Origin of the sequence: Tolypothrix bouteillei VB521301, assembly GCF_000760695.4 — a bacterium.
Taxonomy (GTDB): Bacteria; Cyanobacteriota; Cyanobacteriia; order Cyanobacteriales; family Nostocaceae; genus Scytonema; species Scytonema bouteillei_A.
Genome location: NZ_JHEG04000001.1, coordinates 8,617,757 through 8,633,438 on the forward strand (window position 1 = coordinate 8,617,757; position 15,682 = coordinate 8,633,438).

The 15,682-nt window shown below is 42.3% G+C and carries 19 protein-coding genes and 1 pseudogene; 8 read left to right on the top strand and 12 right to left on the bottom strand.

The window, feature by feature from the left end; translation table 11 throughout:
• Positions 1 to 36: 36 nt before the first annotated feature.
• The 8 genes from HC643_RS35175 to HC643_RS35210 form a co-directional block, all read right to left on the bottom strand.
• Entirely contained in the window at positions 37 to 660 is a 624-nt protein-coding gene (locus HC643_RS35175) for a DUF4340 domain-containing protein (protein WP_038080459.1), read from the bottom strand.
• 136 nt (positions 661 to 796) lie between these two features.
• Positions 797 to 2,689 carry a Gldg family protein gene (locus HC643_RS35180; protein ID WP_050046491.1) on the bottom strand — a complete coding sequence of 631 codons (1,893 nt, stop codon included), beginning with the start codon at positions 2,687 to 2,689 and terminating at the stop codon, positions 797 to 799.
• Positions 2,690 to 2,788: 99 nt separating this feature from the next.
• Positions 2,789 to 3,601 (bottom strand): ABC transporter permease, encoded by an 813-nt coding sequence (locus HC643_RS35185; RefSeq protein ID WP_038082882.1) that lies wholly within the window; start codon positions 3,599 to 3,601, stop codon positions 2,789 to 2,791.
• Positions 3,602 to 4,627 (bottom strand): ABC transporter ATP-binding protein, encoded by a 1,026-nt coding sequence (locus HC643_RS35190; protein WP_038082881.1) that lies wholly within the window; start codon positions 4,625 to 4,627, stop codon positions 3,602 to 3,604.
• Between the two features lie 346 nt (positions 4,628 to 4,973).
• Complete coding sequence (locus HC643_RS35195; protein WP_038082880.1) at positions 4,974 to 5,375, bottom strand: energy transducer TonB; 402 nt, start codon at positions 5,373 to 5,375, stop codon at positions 4,974 to 4,976.
• A 145-nt stretch (positions 5,376 to 5,520) separates the two neighbouring features.
• Entirely contained in the window at positions 5,521 to 5,838 is a 318-nt protein-coding gene (locus tag HC643_RS35200) for a hypothetical protein (RefSeq protein WP_202048684.1), read from the bottom strand.
• A gap of 47 nt (positions 5,839 to 5,885) precedes the next feature.
• The gene (locus tag HC643_RS35205; protein ID WP_038093328.1) at positions 5,886 to 7,115 is read right to left on the bottom strand and encodes an RNA-guided endonuclease InsQ/TnpB family protein; all 1,230 of its coding nucleotides are present in this window, start codon (positions 7,113 to 7,115) and stop codon (positions 5,886 to 5,888) included.
• A gap of 331 nt (positions 7,116 to 7,446) precedes the next feature.
• Positions 7,447 to 8,436, bottom strand: a complete 990-nt coding sequence (locus HC643_RS35210) for a zinc-dependent alcohol dehydrogenase family protein (protein WP_038093372.1) — start codon at positions 8,434 to 8,436, stop codon at positions 7,447 to 7,449.
• A 98-nt stretch (positions 8,437 to 8,534) separates the two neighbouring features.
• Between HC643_RS35210 and HC643_RS35215 the strand changes: the two genes are divergently transcribed.
• Positions 8,535 to 8,984: a winged helix-turn-helix transcriptional regulator gene (locus HC643_RS35215; protein WP_038093325.1), complete on the top strand. Its 450-nt coding sequence runs from the start codon at positions 8,535 to 8,537 to the stop codon at positions 8,982 to 8,984.
• A 474-nt stretch (positions 8,985 to 9,458) separates the two neighbouring features.
• Positions 9,459 to 9,635 carry a hypothetical protein gene (locus tag HC643_RS35220; protein WP_153021411.1) on the top strand — a complete coding sequence of 59 codons (177 nt, stop codon included), beginning with the start codon at positions 9,459 to 9,461 and terminating at the stop codon, positions 9,633 to 9,635.
• A 132-nt stretch (positions 9,636 to 9,767) separates the two neighbouring features.
• Here the strand turns inward: HC643_RS35220 and HC643_RS35225 are convergent, their stop codons facing one another.
• Positions 9,768 to 10,565: a DUF3891 family protein gene (locus HC643_RS35225; protein WP_038093319.1), complete on the bottom strand. Its 798-nt coding sequence runs from the start codon at positions 10,563 to 10,565 to the stop codon at positions 9,768 to 9,770.
• A 171-nt stretch (positions 10,566 to 10,736) separates the two neighbouring features.
• Between HC643_RS35225 and HC643_RS35230 the strand changes: the two genes are divergently transcribed.
• A complete protein-coding gene (locus HC643_RS35230; protein ID WP_038093317.1) occupies positions 10,737 to 11,147 on the top strand; it encodes a nuclear transport factor 2 family protein in 411 nt (136 codons plus the stop codon).
• Between the two features lie 74 nt (positions 11,148 to 11,221).
• Here HC643_RS35230 and HC643_RS35235 read toward each other — a convergent pair whose 3' ends face one another.
• Together HC643_RS35235 and HC643_RS35240 are read right to left on the bottom strand one after the other, a co-directional pair.
• On the bottom strand, positions 11,222 to 11,521 hold the full coding sequence (locus HC643_RS35235) for a hypothetical protein (RefSeq protein WP_038093314.1): 300 nt from the start codon (positions 11,519 to 11,521) through the stop codon (positions 11,222 to 11,224).
• A gap of 365 nt (positions 11,522 to 11,886) precedes the next feature.
• Positions 11,887 to 12,321: an ester cyclase gene (locus HC643_RS35240; RefSeq protein WP_038093311.1), complete on the bottom strand. Its 435-nt coding sequence runs from the start codon at positions 12,319 to 12,321 to the stop codon at positions 11,887 to 11,889.
• A 314-nt stretch (positions 12,322 to 12,635) separates the two neighbouring features.
• On the opposite strand from HC643_RS35240, the gene HC643_RS35245 reads away from it, so the two are divergent.
• Positions 12,636 to 12,779, top strand: a complete 144-nt coding sequence (locus HC643_RS35245; RefSeq protein ID WP_167844818.1) for a hypothetical protein — start codon at positions 12,636 to 12,638, stop codon at positions 12,777 to 12,779.
• A gap of 37 nt (positions 12,780 to 12,816) precedes the next feature.
• Here HC643_RS35245 and HC643_RS35250 read toward each other — a convergent pair whose 3' ends face one another.
• Positions 12,817 to 13,200 carry a nuclear transport factor 2 family protein gene (locus HC643_RS35250; RefSeq protein WP_038093308.1) on the bottom strand — a complete coding sequence of 128 codons (384 nt, stop codon included), beginning with the start codon at positions 13,198 to 13,200 and terminating at the stop codon, positions 12,817 to 12,819.
• A 60-nt stretch (positions 13,201 to 13,260) separates the two neighbouring features.
• On the opposite strand from HC643_RS35250, the gene HC643_RS35255 reads away from it, so the two are divergent.
• From HC643_RS35255 to HC643_RS42700, 4 genes and pseudogenes are all read left to right on the top strand, one after another.
• A complete protein-coding gene (locus HC643_RS35255) occupies positions 13,261 to 13,425 on the top strand; it encodes a hypothetical protein (RefSeq protein ID WP_167844819.1) in 165 nt (54 codons plus the stop codon).
• A 231-nt stretch (positions 13,426 to 13,656) separates the two neighbouring features.
• A complete protein-coding gene (locus HC643_RS35260) occupies positions 13,657 to 15,024 on the top strand; it encodes a cytochrome P450 (protein ID WP_038093305.1) in 1,368 nt (455 codons plus the stop codon).
• On the top strand, positions 15,002 to 15,472 hold the full coding sequence (locus HC643_RS35265; RefSeq protein WP_038093302.1) for a DUF1643 domain-containing protein: 471 nt from the start codon (positions 15,002 to 15,004) through the stop codon (positions 15,470 to 15,472). Before HC643_RS35260 ends, HC643_RS35265 begins: the two co-directional genes overlap by 23 nt.
• A 22-nt stretch (positions 15,473 to 15,494) precedes the next feature.
• A pseudogene (locus tag HC643_RS42700) lies at positions 15,495 to 15,656 on the top strand (hypothetical protein); the annotation flags it as partial.
• Between the last annotated feature and the right edge of the window lie 26 nt (positions 15,657 to 15,682).

Below are 15,682 nucleotides of genomic sequence, written 5' to 3' on the forward strand. Positions count from 1 at the left end.
CTTATTCCTAGCGAAAAATAATTAAAAAACAAATGTCTATTTTCTACTTGTCGGGCTAGGCTGAGCGCTGGGTGTTGATTGTTTGCTGGTATTGTCTTCTGCCTCTTGTTTCCACTCAGAAAGGTCGCGCTTGACAGCATTTTCAAAATCTGTAGAAACTAATAGCACGTTAAGATTGCCTTTTGCTTGAGCGGAAGGATCTGCTTGAGCGTAGAGAAAACGGCGGTTAAAATCAGATTGTCCCAAAATTAACTGATGATTTTGTTGGTTTTTAAGTTTTATATCAATAGTGGCTTGAGGTCGATCTAAGCCAAATTCTGATAGCTGATTGTTTGAAATGGGTATAGTGCGATCGCTTTTTCCTTCCACGAGCAAATTCATCAAATAACCGACAATTGGGTCACTTGCTGGGACAACTGAAGGAGATTTCATCAACCACTTCGTTCCTTCAGGCTTCCCACTGCGTTCTAAATTTATAGTTTGATTTTGAGTTTTAATTGTTAAAGACTGCACATCATCTTCTTGAAAAGAGAAAATTGGCTGCTTGTTGTCCTTAACTTCCTCGCGTTGAGATGAACCTCTAATTTCATAGAAATAAACAAATCCTCCTAAACCTAATGCTATCAGTAACAAAATTAAAGTTGTTCGTTGGAGTTTCATAAATGAGTTAGTGGTTAGTGGTTGTTAGTGACTCTTTACATCAAATAAAGTTGATTTATAAGTGCCTTAACTTCTAATGAATAAAGGGTAGGTAAGAGCGTAAGTCAATCCGCTCCTACTAACAACTAACAAAAAATTACCTTCTGATCCACCAAAGAAGACCTGCTGCTAATAACCCTATAAGTGGTAAAACAAACAGAGATGATATCTCTAAAAGATTGGCTTGAGCCGATGTTAAGTTAATGCGACGGTTTCTAACTTCTTTGGGGCTAATTGATAGAGGTTGTCTGTCCTGTTGGCTGAGCCATGTGACTGAGTTCAAAAAGACATCTTTATTCAGCTGTTGTTCAAATAAGTTATTCACAATAAAGCCTGAATTTCCTATCACGACCATCCGCGATTCTGTAGCGGTAGGGGAAGTAGGAGGGGGGGAGCTACCTTGTGCTTGAGTTGTTGGTGATGCAGTGGCTGTGGGAGTCGGGCTAGCCTGAGTTGTTGGTGTTGGTGACGCAGTGGCTGTAGGAGTCGGGCTAGCCTGAGTTGTTGGTGTTGGTGATGCAGTGGCTGTGGGTTTTGCACTAGCCTGAGTTGTTGGTGTTGGTGATGCAGTGGCTGTGGGTTTTGCACTGGGACTGGGGTTAGCTTTGGCTTGAGTTGTTGGTGAAGAAGTTGGTTTAGAAGTCGCTTTGGTGGTAGCCGCAGGGCTGGCTTGAGTGGTTGGTGTTGGGGATGCTGTGGGTGTAGGGATGGAGTTGGGTTGGGTTGGAGGTGTAGCTGCTAGTTTCTTCCTTAATGCAACACCTAATGTCAAAGGTCCTTTGCGATCGCTTTCTGGGTTAAACTTCAAATCCTCACTTTCTAGATCGCTTTCAGCCCAACTATCTGGATATGGCTTTGTCAGGAGAAGAGGAGTGGCTTCTACACCAGCTACTGGTGTTATATCGATTGCTCGTGCTAGCGGATAAAAAGAAATGCCGTTCCCAAAATCCTTTGTGATGGGGTGTTTTCCATATTCTCTCACCAAAGGTGTTGCAGGACCGAGCCCTACACTTCCAGAAACATCCACTACCAAACGATTATCTAACCTAATACCCCATTCAGCAAATAAACTGTTAAGTTTTGGGTCGATACTGGGGTCGATCGCGATCAGTAAATTGCCACCCCGATTGAGGAATTGCCGTAAAGCGTTCACTTCGCTTTCAAACAGTGCTCGTTTTGGACCTACAAGCGCAACAACAGTAGCATCTTGAGGAACGCCCTTATTTTCTGCAAGATTAAGTGGTAATGTGGTGTAAGTTCTATCACTTAATGCTTTGATGGCTTGCGATATTCCTTCTTCATTGCCTGAAATTGGATGTTCCCCGTGACCTTGAAGGAAGTAAACTTTAGCTGAACCTAAGTTAGTGACTTGTTGCAAGCTATTAGTAACCTTTATTTCAGATAAAGGTTCTTGCTGACTCACTACCTGTACTAATTGTCTTTTATCTCCAGATTCTAGATAGACTTCTCCATCTTCTTTAACACCAAACTTGCGTGTTAGTCCCGGTCTGCCACGCGGATCGACATACTCAAATTTAAATTTTGGGTTTTGCCGTCGGTAATCTTCTAGCAAATCCCGGTCTAATGGATTTTGATTGGCATCAAATACCCACACCTTAACAGGAGTTTCTAAAGAACGTACCAATTCTCGTGACTGGGGAGAAAGGGTAAACAATTTGGTTTCTGTTAAGTCAGTTCTCCAGTTGTAGCGAGTTCCTAAAAAGTTAACTAACCCCAGAATTGCCAAAACTGCCAAAGTTGCAAATAGGGCATTGGTACTGGCTTGAGTGGAACGTCTTGCCCACCAATTATTTTGTTGGTTTTGCCATATCAGCCACAATCCAATGACAACAGTACCTGTAATTATAAGTACTAATGGTATGAGTCCCCAATTTTCTGATACCAACCCTGCAGTCACGCCCGCCGCTATAAGAAAAGAACCCAACCAAACTAAATATTTCCAAATTTTCTTTTTAGCAATCGTCTTCATTTTTTGTTAGTGGTTAGTAGTTGGTGGTTAGTGGTCAGTAGTTAGTTGTTAGTAGTAGGTAAAACAACTAACAACGAACAACTAACAACGAACAACAAACTATGAACGTTGGAATCGTAGTGTATCAATTGATTGTGCTGTGAGAAAAACTCCCAGAATAATGTAACTGGAGAATAAAAGCAAGCTGCTGGTATCAAAAATACCTTGTACCAGTGTGTTGTAATGTTTCAGCAATGATAGATGCCCTATTGCTTCTCCTAGAGAACCACCTATATTTTTGGCAATTAAATCCAGGAATAAGAGTAATAAAATTAATGCGAATGTGAGAACTGCAGATAATATTGTGCTGTCTGTTAGGGAGGAAATAAACATTCCCAAGGATAAAATAGCTGCTGCTAGTAAAATGAGCGCTAAATGACCGAGCAGGGGAATTGTTGCTGGTATTGGTGGATTGGATGCACTTAACGCGATCGCTTCCAACACTAGCATGGGCATCACCATTGTTGTAAAAAATGTCAGCACTCCTAGCAATTTCCCGACAGCGACTGCCCAGTTTGTAATGGGGGATGTGGATAAAAGTTCCAAAGTGCCTCGCTTGCGTTCTTCAGCATAAAGACCCATTGAAAGAATAGGCAGCACAAATAACAACAGCCATCCCATTCTGTCTAAAAAAGCACGTACAAATTCATAAGGAACATCTATTGGCGGAACTGATACTCCTAGTTGTTGTCCTTGTAAATCATAGGCAGCAACTGTTGACAAAATACCCTCCGGTCCCATCAAAATAAGCACAAAGAACAATCCAGATAAAAACCAAAATACACCTGCGACAGCATACGCTAAAGGCGATACAAAATAGCTTTGTAGCTCTCGGCGATAAATGGCAATAATATTACCCAGTACTATACCCATCTAAGCGGCTTCTCCTTCCTTTTCTCCTTCCTTGGCTTCTGCTGTTTCTGTCTCCATCTCCAAACTCTTTTCTGCTGTTGTCAGTTGTAAAAAGACATCTTCCAGAGTAGCGCTAACACGTCGCATTTCGCATAAACTAAATCCCGCACGCACTAACGCTGTTGCAATTTCCTCACCAGGTTCAGTTCCCGGTTGTGATAGCACTCGCAGGTGAGATCGGTTATCTTTTAGATCGTTATGACCTTGTATTGCCACTGTGGGAACTGATTCTACCAAACCCACACCTGGTATTTTTTGTAACATTTGTTTGGCGAGGCTGGCTTCTCCCTTTATTTCTATTTCATATCCCGAGCCTCTCGTCAACTGTGACATCAAATTATCTATAGTATTAGTTGCTACAATGTTACCTCGATTAATAATTGCTACGCGACTGCAAGTCATATTTACTTCTGGCAAAATGTGAGTCGAAAGAATAATTGTATGGCTACCTGCCAAACTCTTAATTAAATTTCGGACTTCAATAATTTGCCTGGGGTCGAGTCCAACAGTGGGTTCATCAAGAATAATCGCTGGTGGATCGTGGACAATGGCTTGGGCTATGCCTACTCTTTGGCGGTACCCTTTGGAAAGCTTGCGAATGATGGTGTGGCGCTTATCTTCGAGGTTACACTTTTCTAATGCTGCTTTGACTTTTGCCGTGCGATCGCCTGCGGGAATTCCTTTAATCCGCGATACAAAATACAAAAATCCTTCAACGGTCATTTCCGGGTACAAAGGAGGTGTCTCAGGGAGATAACCAATGCGTTGGCGCACAGCTAAGGAGTTATCGTGGACGTCAAAGCCAGCAATCCGAGCCGTTCCACTTGTCGCTGGTAAATAACCAGCTAAAATACGCATGGTTGTTGTTTTGCCAGCGCCATTTGGACCGAGAAAGCCTAAAATCTCTCCTTGTTCGACATTAAACGTGACATCAGCGATGGCTGGGGTAGAACCGTATCTTTTAGTTAACTTTTCAACTTCGATCATTCGTGGTGCCGAGTATGAGGGATAGGGTTTCCAACCATAATATCTTGTGGTGCGAGCTTCTAGAGAGCCATGCATAGAGGATGAGCTAACCCCATTAAGGAAGTCAAAAGTTAAAAGTTTCAACCAGTATTTTAAAGCTCGAAATATGTTAAAAATTTAGCGGTTAAGAGAACTGTGTTTCTACTGTAGATGCGATCGCAATCTCATGGAAGATATCCAGGCGGGTTAAAGATACCTCTACTATACCCACCAGTAAAAACAGCCCTAGTACAACAAAACAATGCGTCGTTCTCAGACAGAAGCGCTAATACGAACAGAAGAAATGAGTAATTTTGCTATTTTGTTTTTATTTTTTAATAGAAAAATTCACTGTTAATCGTATATTTTTTCTTCCCGCAGATTTGGGATCTAATTGGAAGTTCGGGACTTGCTGTATTAACGCGTCATCTAATTCCCGTGACCCACTTGAACGAACTAGCCGGATGTTGATGGGATTGCCATTGTTGTTAACATCAAAAGCAACTTCTACTGTGCCTTCAATACCCTGTTGCTTTGCTATTTTTGGATAAGCAACGTAACATTTAATACAGTCTCTTGAATCAAATGGCGCATTTTCCGGGTTTGGTTCTGGCTCTGTAGCACATCCGCGATGGATTGTTTCACCAATACCAAAAATCAGCGCGATCGCACCCAATGCAATCAACTTTGTTAAAAAGATTCTGGTGGTTTTTGGATTGATACCGTTCATAATCCAGGATATGGAATTCTTCAAACATTATCCTACATGAGTGTATTTTCCCACTACCTCCCTTGTTCGTTGGCGGATTCTTCAAGCTCAGCCCGATCTTTTTATTGTTTGAATTTGCGTCTATATTTTTGTTACTCCTTGCTTGTCAATGGGAATTGGCTTGATAACGGCATCTACCTTCACAATTGCGTGAACTGCGAATACAACCGTGGCTAGCATAACGCTCGCTATGTTTACAAACAGTGGGCCAAGCTATTAACTGTAGAGGTATACCTGTCAACTTCCAGAATAATCGTCCCCCTGAATGCAAAATATCCCACGCTTCCTTAGTGCTTGGATTCTCAGTAAACTCTAATACTTCACTTTTAAATGCCTCCCACTGGGAAGTAACAGTGGGTGGATGGCAGCGATCGTAGGTTGCCATCCCAGTACTATAGTTTTGCCAAATTTTTTGAATTGACATATAAAATCATGCTCTCCTTGCCTTTTTCAAATGTTATAGATGGTGAACTACCCACACTGAGTTGGAGTACCAAGTACAGTGTGGGCTTCCAGTTTCACAGGGGATTGCCGCGTCTTGGACTTGCGTCCGCGATTTGGTCTTACATCCCCTCCACTGGCAGACTCCCCCGTCCCAGAGGAGATTAGCATTCTGATACCCTCTGCTCTAATATTTTTAGCAGCATTCTCATCTCTATCGTGATGAGTACCACAACTAGGACACGCCCATGTACGGACATCCAACCGCATCTCATCAACTTGGTAATGACAATTAGAGCAAAGCTTGGAGCTAGGGAACCATCGGTCTATTTCTACTAACACTTTGCCTTCTTTTTCTAGCTTGTATGCCAAGAAGTTAGTAAAAGTCCCCCATCCTACATCAGATATTGCTTTAGCTAATTTGTGATTACGAACCATGCCCTTGACGTTTAAGTTTTCGACTACTACAACCTGATTGTCGTCTACAACTTTTCGCGACAACTTATGTAGAAAATCGTGACGGACATTGCTAACTCGTTCGTATACCCTAGCTACTAGTTTTAACGCTTTTTTTCTCCGCTGACTTCCTTTTTGTTTTCTTGCTAACTTCCTCTGTTTCCTAGCTAAGTTCTTTTCGTGTTTAGCAAGATGCTTGGGATTAGCATATTTAGACGTTTTTTCACCATCATGAGTAATAGCAAAGTCTTTGATACCCAAGTCAATTCCAATCACCTTGCCGTCAGTGCTAGGTGTCGGGTTTTCACCTTTATATTCCATCAACACAGAAGCATAATACTTGCCAGATGGACACAGACTGACTGTAACAGTTTTAATTGTTCCGTCCAACAATCTATGTACTTTAGCTTCAATTACACCAAGTCTTCCTGGGAACTTCAAGAATTTTCCAATTGGCTGGACTTTTTGCGGATACTGGATAGATTGACGGTGATGTTTAGACTTAAACTTAGGATACTTTGCTCTACCTTCAAAAAAGTTTTGATATGCACGGGACAAATTAAGACTTACAGATTGTAACACCTGTGAATAACATTCTCCCAGCCATTCAAACTCTTTTTTGAGCGATGGCAACATGGAGTTTAGACCAGATTGAGACAAACCTTTACCAGTCGCTTTGTAAGTTTCAATGCACTTATTCAGTCCATAGTTCCACCACCAACGCGCACAGCCAAAATGTTGTGCAAGTATTTGTTTTTGTTCATCCGTTGGGTATAAGCGTACTTTTACAGCTCGTCTTAACACTAGTCTTCACCTCCTTGATTGATTTCCTTACTATAATATCCTATTTGCAGTAAAGTTATTCCGGAAATATTTGGCTACTCCTCATACATCTTTTTCCTCTCTTACCAGGGCGTAAGAATTGGTCAAAGATGTAATCGTCGCAGCCCGCCTTATATCCCGCCACTGATTCGGAGTACCGAATGAGCGTGGGGGGACTTACGGCGAATTAGTTAACCAAAAAAACTTGGGATATTGAATCCAAAAGGATAAAGGAAGAAAAATAGGTTGAGCACCCTCAATAAATTGAGGGATTTACTTTATACTTTATCCTTAAATTGTTTTAAGCAGCGCTTTACCGTTGCAGTACCACTTTACCGATCGCCTGACCCGACTCAGCTCGTTGATGAGCCTGTGTCACTTCAGAGAAATGAAATATTTTAGAATCGAGTAACGGTCGTACTTTTCCCTCATATACTAGTTGAGCTAGTTGCGTTAGGATTTCTCCGTGACGCACCCGACCCATTCCGTACAGCAGTGGAATCAGCATATACACCAAATGCACGGTGAGTCCTTTAGCGTGGAGAAGCGTTAAGTCCTGCTGAGATAAAGAGACGAGCGAAACGACTGTGCCATTAAGCTTTGCCGCTTTGAAGGCATTTTGTAAATTATCGTTACCAACCGTGTCAAACACCACATCAAATCCCTGACCATCCGTGTGTTCTGCTACAAACTCTTCCACAGGTTGTGAGCGATAGTTGATGGTAAAGTCGGCTCCAAGCTTGCGGGCGATCGCGGCTTTCTCTTCATCGGACACCAGAGCATATACTGTTGCTCCTACCCATTTTGCTAATTGCACACCTATATGCCCCACTCCTCCGGTTGCGCCGTAAACCAAAACACTTTGCCCCGGTTGAACTTTAGCGCGATCGATGAGTCCTTCCCATGCTGTAATAGAGACGAGGGGAAGGGCTGCTGCTTCTGCCATTGTAAGGGACTTTGGTTTGCGAGCAACCAGGTTCATATCTGCCAGCATATACTCTGTTAATGCACCCCCCAATCCTTTCACTCCACCTGCACAAGCATAAACTTCATCTCCAGGCTGAAAAGCGGTAACGCCTTCGCCAACCTCTTCAACCACGCCAGCAACATCTCCATGCAAAACAGCAGGCAGATCGGGGGCAATATCTGCGACTGCGCCCTGTCGGATCTTACAATCCACTGGATTGACACTAGTTGCTGCTACCCGAATCAGCACGTGGTTTGGCAGAACTTGGGGTACAGGGATGTCTGCCGTTTCAAATACGCTGGGGCTACCAAACTGAGTTATAGTCTGCGCTTGCATAATCGTTACCTCATAAAACTGATATTTCATGAGTACCATTGAGGTATTGCTGCCCGAAAGGATTAACGGCAAAGTGTATTAGTTACTTTTTAGTAAACATGGCGCTCAATCTGGATTCTAACGAACCCCAACTCAACTACCTCCCCCAGCCTGCGCTCGAGCGCATATCGCAGATGAATCTCTTTGATACAAATTGTGCGGGTCATCAAATGCTCGAACACATTGCCAACAAGTGGACAGTGCTGATTGTGTATGCCCTGACACAAGGGAAGAAGCGCTATAGCGAACTCAAGCAGCAAATTGTTGGTGTATCGCCCAAGATGCTTATTCAAAATCTTCGCAATCTGGAGCGGTGTGGATTAATTGAGCGAGAAATTTATCCTACGGTTCCTCCAAGAGTAGACTATTCCCTTACACCGTTGGGAAAATCGTTAGTCGAGCCATTAGCAGTCCTGGGGGAGTGGGCATACCATCATATCCCAGATGTGAAAGCTGCAATGGAACAATATGACAACAGTCCAAAAGATGACTACTGGGAACCTAAGTAACCATTTGGGCGTGCAGATGGCATGGGACAATTACCCGAGCGTATTTCCATATCTGAGGCGATCGGGCAATTCGATGATTGGCTGACAGTGTTACGCGATCGCAACTAAATATCGCTTGTCAACTCACCCGCAACTAAGTAATTCTACCAGGCTTTATGACTTATTCTTTATGCTTTCTTCATTAAATCAATTAATTTCTTTATGCGAAATTTAAACATGAGGGTGTAATATAGACATTGCGACAAACTATTAGGTTCCCTGCTGCGAAAAATGCTCACAGCAGGGATATCATCCTGAAATAAAGATTGCTTCTGAGAAAATAATTTGTTATAAATACCTCTAAGTACGTAAGTGCGAGGTTCGGGTTTTTCATGGTGTGAGGAGAGCCTAATAGTTTGTCGCGAAACTACTGGTTTATCTTGCATTCGTGAGCCTGATTCCGAAAAAAGCCATTCTTTACAAGAGGTAAACCAGATGTTACAAGGATTTCCTATTAGCTTTGGTGGGACAGAGATAGCTGTACCAACAAGTTTATGCAGCATTGCTGAAACGCAGTTATGGGAGACTGGAGGGGTTGCAATTACAACTCTTCTGGTTTTAGTGCTGTTGTTTCGCTCGTTAACTGCTTTTGTAAAAGTCTTGAAGTCCTAGGCACTTCTGGAATTTCTTAACCCAAGTTGTAGAGGAAAAACCTCTACAACTGACTGCTAAATTGGAATCCAATTCCTACAAGGATACCTGTAGTCCTTAACTAGAAAGCAAGTGGGTATACCATTGAACTTTTTAATCCCTACCTGGCTTTAATATAGTGCTTAAAGTTACCCAGCAATCTTCCATAAGAGTGTCTCGCATTCTTTTTTCATCCTTAAAAGTCGATGGTAAAAGCCGTCCTTCATACACCAAATTAACCTCGCTCTCCCTAAATGGCCAAGGAGATACTGTAATTTGATGGTGATTGTTTTTGTTTTCTACCAGGGTTAATTGAAGCGCGTTCGTGCTATCAAGCGCTGGTACTTGAGTGACTTCTTGTTTACCAGTAAATCCCTGACACAAAAGAATTGAAAGCGCATCCCACGTTGCAACTAGCTTTTGATTGCGTTCGATCGCCTCTCGTGTTGCGTATTTTGTGTAGTATTCATCATGATTCAAGATAGCAATAAGCTTTTCTTGAAATTCATATTCGCCTTTTAAAAAATCCCGCACAATTTGAATTGAATTGGCGGAATTTTGCCAGCTTGTAAACCTTTCATACAGACCCGTACCGTGCATTGAAACAAGTAATGCTGCATACCTTCCCATTGGTAGCGCAAGCTTTTTGGCACTTGACCAAATATTGATATGTTCTTGTGTTGTTAGTTCGGTAAAGTTATGGGGATAGCCAGTTTCTTGGTTTAAGGTTGGCGATTGTTCCCACTCAAGCCAGCCGATATCGTGAATTTCTGCGGCGAGACAAACTTCAACTCTTGGAGCCAATGTACCGAATTTTTCATTACCCCAAGCGCACGCTAGTTGACCCGCAAGCCAAGCGTGATGGGGTTGGGTAATGCAAATGAGCCCTTGTTCTGTGAAACGGTGCAGCATAAGTTAAAAGTTGGACACATTCTTAGTTGGATGCGATCGCAGAGCTTTATTTTCAGTACATCGCCGATGAGGCTTGTCAAGCCAGCGTTGAATAAATGAGAATTTTTTGGTGCAATTCTTATCAACTTGGGGGAAGATAAAGAGTACTGTAGCACATGGTGAAGACTGCATATGGTAACACCAAAGCAGGTTATTAGTACTTGGGTCGATGCCTTGAACACCCACGATGCAGATGCAGCCGCAGCACTTTATCACGAAGACGCCGTGAACATTCAGGTTGCCATTGGAACTCCTCTTGAAGGAAAAAGCGCGATTTATAATGATTTTGTCAACTTTTTTCGTTCAACGCCAGACACCTACACTCACATCGAAAACTTATTTGAGGATGGAGAGTGGGCGATTCTAGAGTGGTCTGGTGGTGGAACGTTTGTTGGGAATGAGCACGACGCAAACTCTGTGGGGAAAAAGTACACTTTAAAAGGTTGCGGTTTCTTCCATGTCGTAGATGGAAAAATCCGCTTTCAACGTGGTTATTGGGACAAGCTTACTTGGTTTAGGCAAGTCGGGTTAGCAATTGACTAATATGCGCTCTCAAAGATATACAGATAACTGTTAATGTACCCGAGCGGAAGATTGGGAAGCAATCGCCCCTTGCGTTAAATATTGTAGCCAAGTGCATCAAGACCCACAGTTCTTGACGCGATAACACCCATAAGCACAACAAAACCTAGCGTTCTCCGAAAATAATTAACACCTTGAAATAATTCCAGCCATGCCCAAGTAAATAAAGAGCCAAAAGCCACCAAGTCTAATCCTATATTAATCCCGCCTGTTGGAAAAATTAGTTTAAGCAAGCTAGCTGATATCCAAACAATAAGTGGTAGGTTTGGCATCTGAGCTATAACAATTTCACCATTACTGTCGCGGAAAAATTTATCAAAAAATGTATTGTTCATGACTTTAAATTTCAACAGGTACCAACAGTTATTAACTACAAAAAATACAATTCTTATTAAAATATTTAGGGCTCTCTCTTACAACCATCATTATGGTGAGATAAGAAGCGGTAAAGTGTACTCCTTACGGCTTAGGCAATTGTTGGCAGTTTCGAGTCATTGGTTCTAATAGAGTGGTGTTTGGGAAACGCTATACTACACTGCTAAAGCTGCGGAGAGTGCAGGGCGGGAGTGGATTACTAGGGGGAGTTAAAGCCACGCAAGTGGATTGCTAATTTTTGTATTAGGAAGTTGGTTAATCCAGTCTTCAACTATTTGGGTGACTTACGTTCCTCCCCAATTCATATCATGCCAATATCATCCGTCTACATGGGATACTGCTCGGACGTTCTCGGCTCAATTTGCGCTCCGAGTTGAAGAACGCGTCCGAGATCGTCAGCATTTCGCCAAGTTTCAATTATTTTAGAGTCAGCAATCCTGTGAATGAAAGTAGCGGCGAACGTCTGCCTTTGACCGCGACCTGGTATCCCAAGAAAACTCTCCTGAACGCATGTGTTTGTCGCACGTACAACAACTTTATCACCTTCAGCAATTACATCTTCTATCGTCCATTTTTGATCGATAGGACCAATTAAACGAAAAAGCTCGCGGACTCCGTCCGGTCCTGGGGGAAGCCCTAGCGGACCACCGTGCATCTTCCAGGTAGAAGCGGTCATCTCGCAGATCTCTTCGCTCAATTGCTCGCTAATGAGTTCAAACCACCGTCGAGCAATTATTTTGTTTTTTTCTGTAGAAGACATGGCAAATCTCTCCTTTAATAGAATTTATAGATTGATTGACTAACTGATTAAGTGCTGTTTTTGCTTGCCAAGTAAGATACCGTACTATATGACTCAATTTGGTACAAAACCTAGAATTTCAGACAGAAATTTCTGCAATCGCAGTGACTTCATCTTAAGCTTCTCTTTTGAAAACCACAGTTAGAAAAAGTCTTTAGTAGCCAAACCATTTGCAGCTAAGGATATCTTTAAATAGTCAGATTTTGTCAGAAAAAGTAGCTTCTTGTTGAAGATACAATTATCAAGCATCCATTAGAACAAGCCGTGTTATCGAGGTGTACGGAGAAAAAATATATTACACGGCTGAAGCTGCCCAAAAAGCGGGGAGTGGATTACCAGGGGGATTTGAGGAAGAGCGATCGCACTTTGACAACAATTTGTTGGGTTTGCCCAACGTACAAAAATTCGAGAGCCCTTAAGGACGCCCGCCTTAACCCATTCGCAAGGAGCGCGTGGTTAGGCCTTTGGGGTGGACGATGGAGGTGGACAGACTTCCATAGCTTGAATCAAGCCGTGTTCAAAGGTGAATCTATGGCCTACGTGTTCATCGGCAAGAACTGCTCCAGCCAAGTCACGCACGACCTGATGCACCGAGACCAAAATGCGCCCGTCCTCCTCCAAGTAAAAGGTTTGCGGCTCGACGTGCCCATCGATCTCGCTCCATTGCTCCGTCCAGTAAGCGCGAACTTTTTCAGGTCCACGGACAAAACCGCCTTTGAACGCTCTCGGCCAAACCACATCCGGAGTCATGAGGGCAAGGGCAGCGTCAATGTCTCGCCTGTTAAAGGCTACGTATGCCGCACGGAGCAGTTCGATTTCTGGTGCTCTTCGATCTAACATAGATTGGTGTGGTGAAGGAGATGCAGCAGGGACTAATAATGTATTGTACAGAGTTTATCAGTGGTTCGAGTTCTCAATATGCGATCGGTGGTAGTAGAATTTCTGGAATTAATGGTTTGGGAATCGATCGTTTGCAATGGGTTTCAGGATAAAGGTCACGGCTTTACTGCTCTGACAGCAAGGCAAAAATCGGGGATTGCAGAACCAACTATCAGTACTGCTTAGGAGCAGGCAGTTTACAGCAGGCTATGTATTGTTATCTGTGGTAGCATGACTGGAGAGTTAGCGGTGTAGTTGCTTATAAATTAGTTGGAAAAAAGTGGCTATTGTTGAAGGCACTCGCCTTTGTTCTCAAAATTAATCGTCTGTTAGTTAGTAATTAATTAGGTGCGACTTCTGACAAGGACGCTTTTCACAATAATTCTTAAAGAAAATAATTATTGGTATCCACAAAGTATGAGTAAACAAATTGAGAAAATTAAAACTCCCAAACTTATCCAACAGATTGAATCAACCCTAAAACCATTGGAGTTCTTGGAGCGTTGTGCCAAAAATTACGGAGACCTTTTTTTCACCAATCCCTTTGGGAATTTAGAAACCTTAGTTGTCAGTCATCCTCAAGATCTTCAAGAATTATTTAATCCCATAAATAAAATTCTTGCGGCTCCGGCTGCTGCCAATGAAATCTTCAAACCTCAAGTTGGAGAAAACTCATTAATTGTACAAGAGGGGGAACGCCATCAAAAACAGCGAAAGTTAATGATGCCACCCTTTCATGGGGAACGAATGGTCAATTACGGGCAGCAAATTTGTGAAATCACTCAACAAGTGATACAACACCTCAAACCAGGACAAACTTTTATTGCTCGTCATATAAGTGAAGACATCACAATAAAAATTATCTTAAAAATAGTCTTTGGTATTGATGAGGGATTGCGGTTTGAAAAACTGGAAGATTTAATGACAACTTGGTTGGATTTAACTAATTCACCACTCAGCGCCAGTGTTTTATTATTTCCACCTCTAAGAAAAGATTTGGGTTCTTGGAGTCCTTGGGGGAGATATCTGCGCTTGCGGCAACAGATTGATGAGTTACTCATGACGCAAATACAGGAGCGTCGCCAAGCACAAGTCACACATTTTGATATTTTGAGTTTGCTAATTGAAGCAAAATATGAAAATGGAGAAGGCATGAGTGATGCCGAATTAAGAGATAACCTTTTGACTTTACTCGTTGCGGGTCACGAAACCACGGCTACTGCTATCGCTTGGGCTTTGTACTGGATTCATCAACAACCAGAAGTCTATAAGAAACTCTTGCATGAGTTGCGAAGTTTAAATACTCCCGACGCGATCGCAATGGCTCAACTTCCTTACCTGACAGCAGTTTGTCAAGAAACTTTACGGATTTACCCTGTAGTTCCTTCCACTTTTCCTAGAATGACTTTACGCTCTGTCAATTTAAGGGGGTATCAAGTTGCCTCTGGGACGTATGTAATACCTTCTATTTACTTAACTCATCATCGAGCAGATCTGTATCCTCAACCTGACAAATTTCAACCAGAAAGGTTTATTAATCGGAAGTACTCACCTTATGAATTTTGGCCTTTTGGAGGTGGTTCTCGTCAATGCTTAGGTCAAGTATTTGCTTTGTTTGAAATGAAATTAATTTTAGCAACTATTCTTTTAAATTGTCAGTTGAAATTAGAGGAGAAGGCTCCTGTTAAGCCAGCACGTCGGGGTTTTTTAATAGGCCCTCAAGGTGGTGTAAAAATGAGCCTTACAAAAGCCTTAGAGATGCATGATAAAATCTGCCATCATTGAAGGGAATTATCGCTATTTACTCAGGCGTGAATGGGATATCAATGCAGGGCAAACAACTTTTGTCATGCTTAACCCAAGCACCGCCGATGCTGTTCGAGACGATCGCACGCTCTGCAGGTGTATTCATTTTGCTCGGTTCTGGGGTTATGGTTCTGTTGAAGTCGTCAATTTGTTTGCTTATCGTGCAACAAAACCTCGCGATTTATTTAAGGTAGCTGACCCGATTGGTTCAAAAAATAACTCTTACCTTCAATCGGCAACGGAGCGTGCTGCATTAGTGATTGTTGCCTGGGGTGTACATGGCAGTTTTCTCAATCGAGATCGAGCAGTCCTTTCTTTAATTTCCGCTCATCAACCTCTCCACTGCTTGGGTCAAACCAAAGCTGGGTATCCGCGTCATCCACTTTATGTAAAAAACAGTGTATGTCCCATGCAATTGTCGTTATGACTGAAATGTTTGAAATATCGGAATAGTTTATTCATTTTATTTACATGATTTTGGTAAAGCAATAGATAATTTTACTAAAACTATTCAACTTGGTTACAAACCTGGAAAAGCTCATTTTTATCGAGGTCTTGCTTACTTAGAATCTGAACTTCTTCAAGAAGCTATCAATGATTTTTCTGAAGCTATTTATCTTAAGTCAGATAGTGAAGA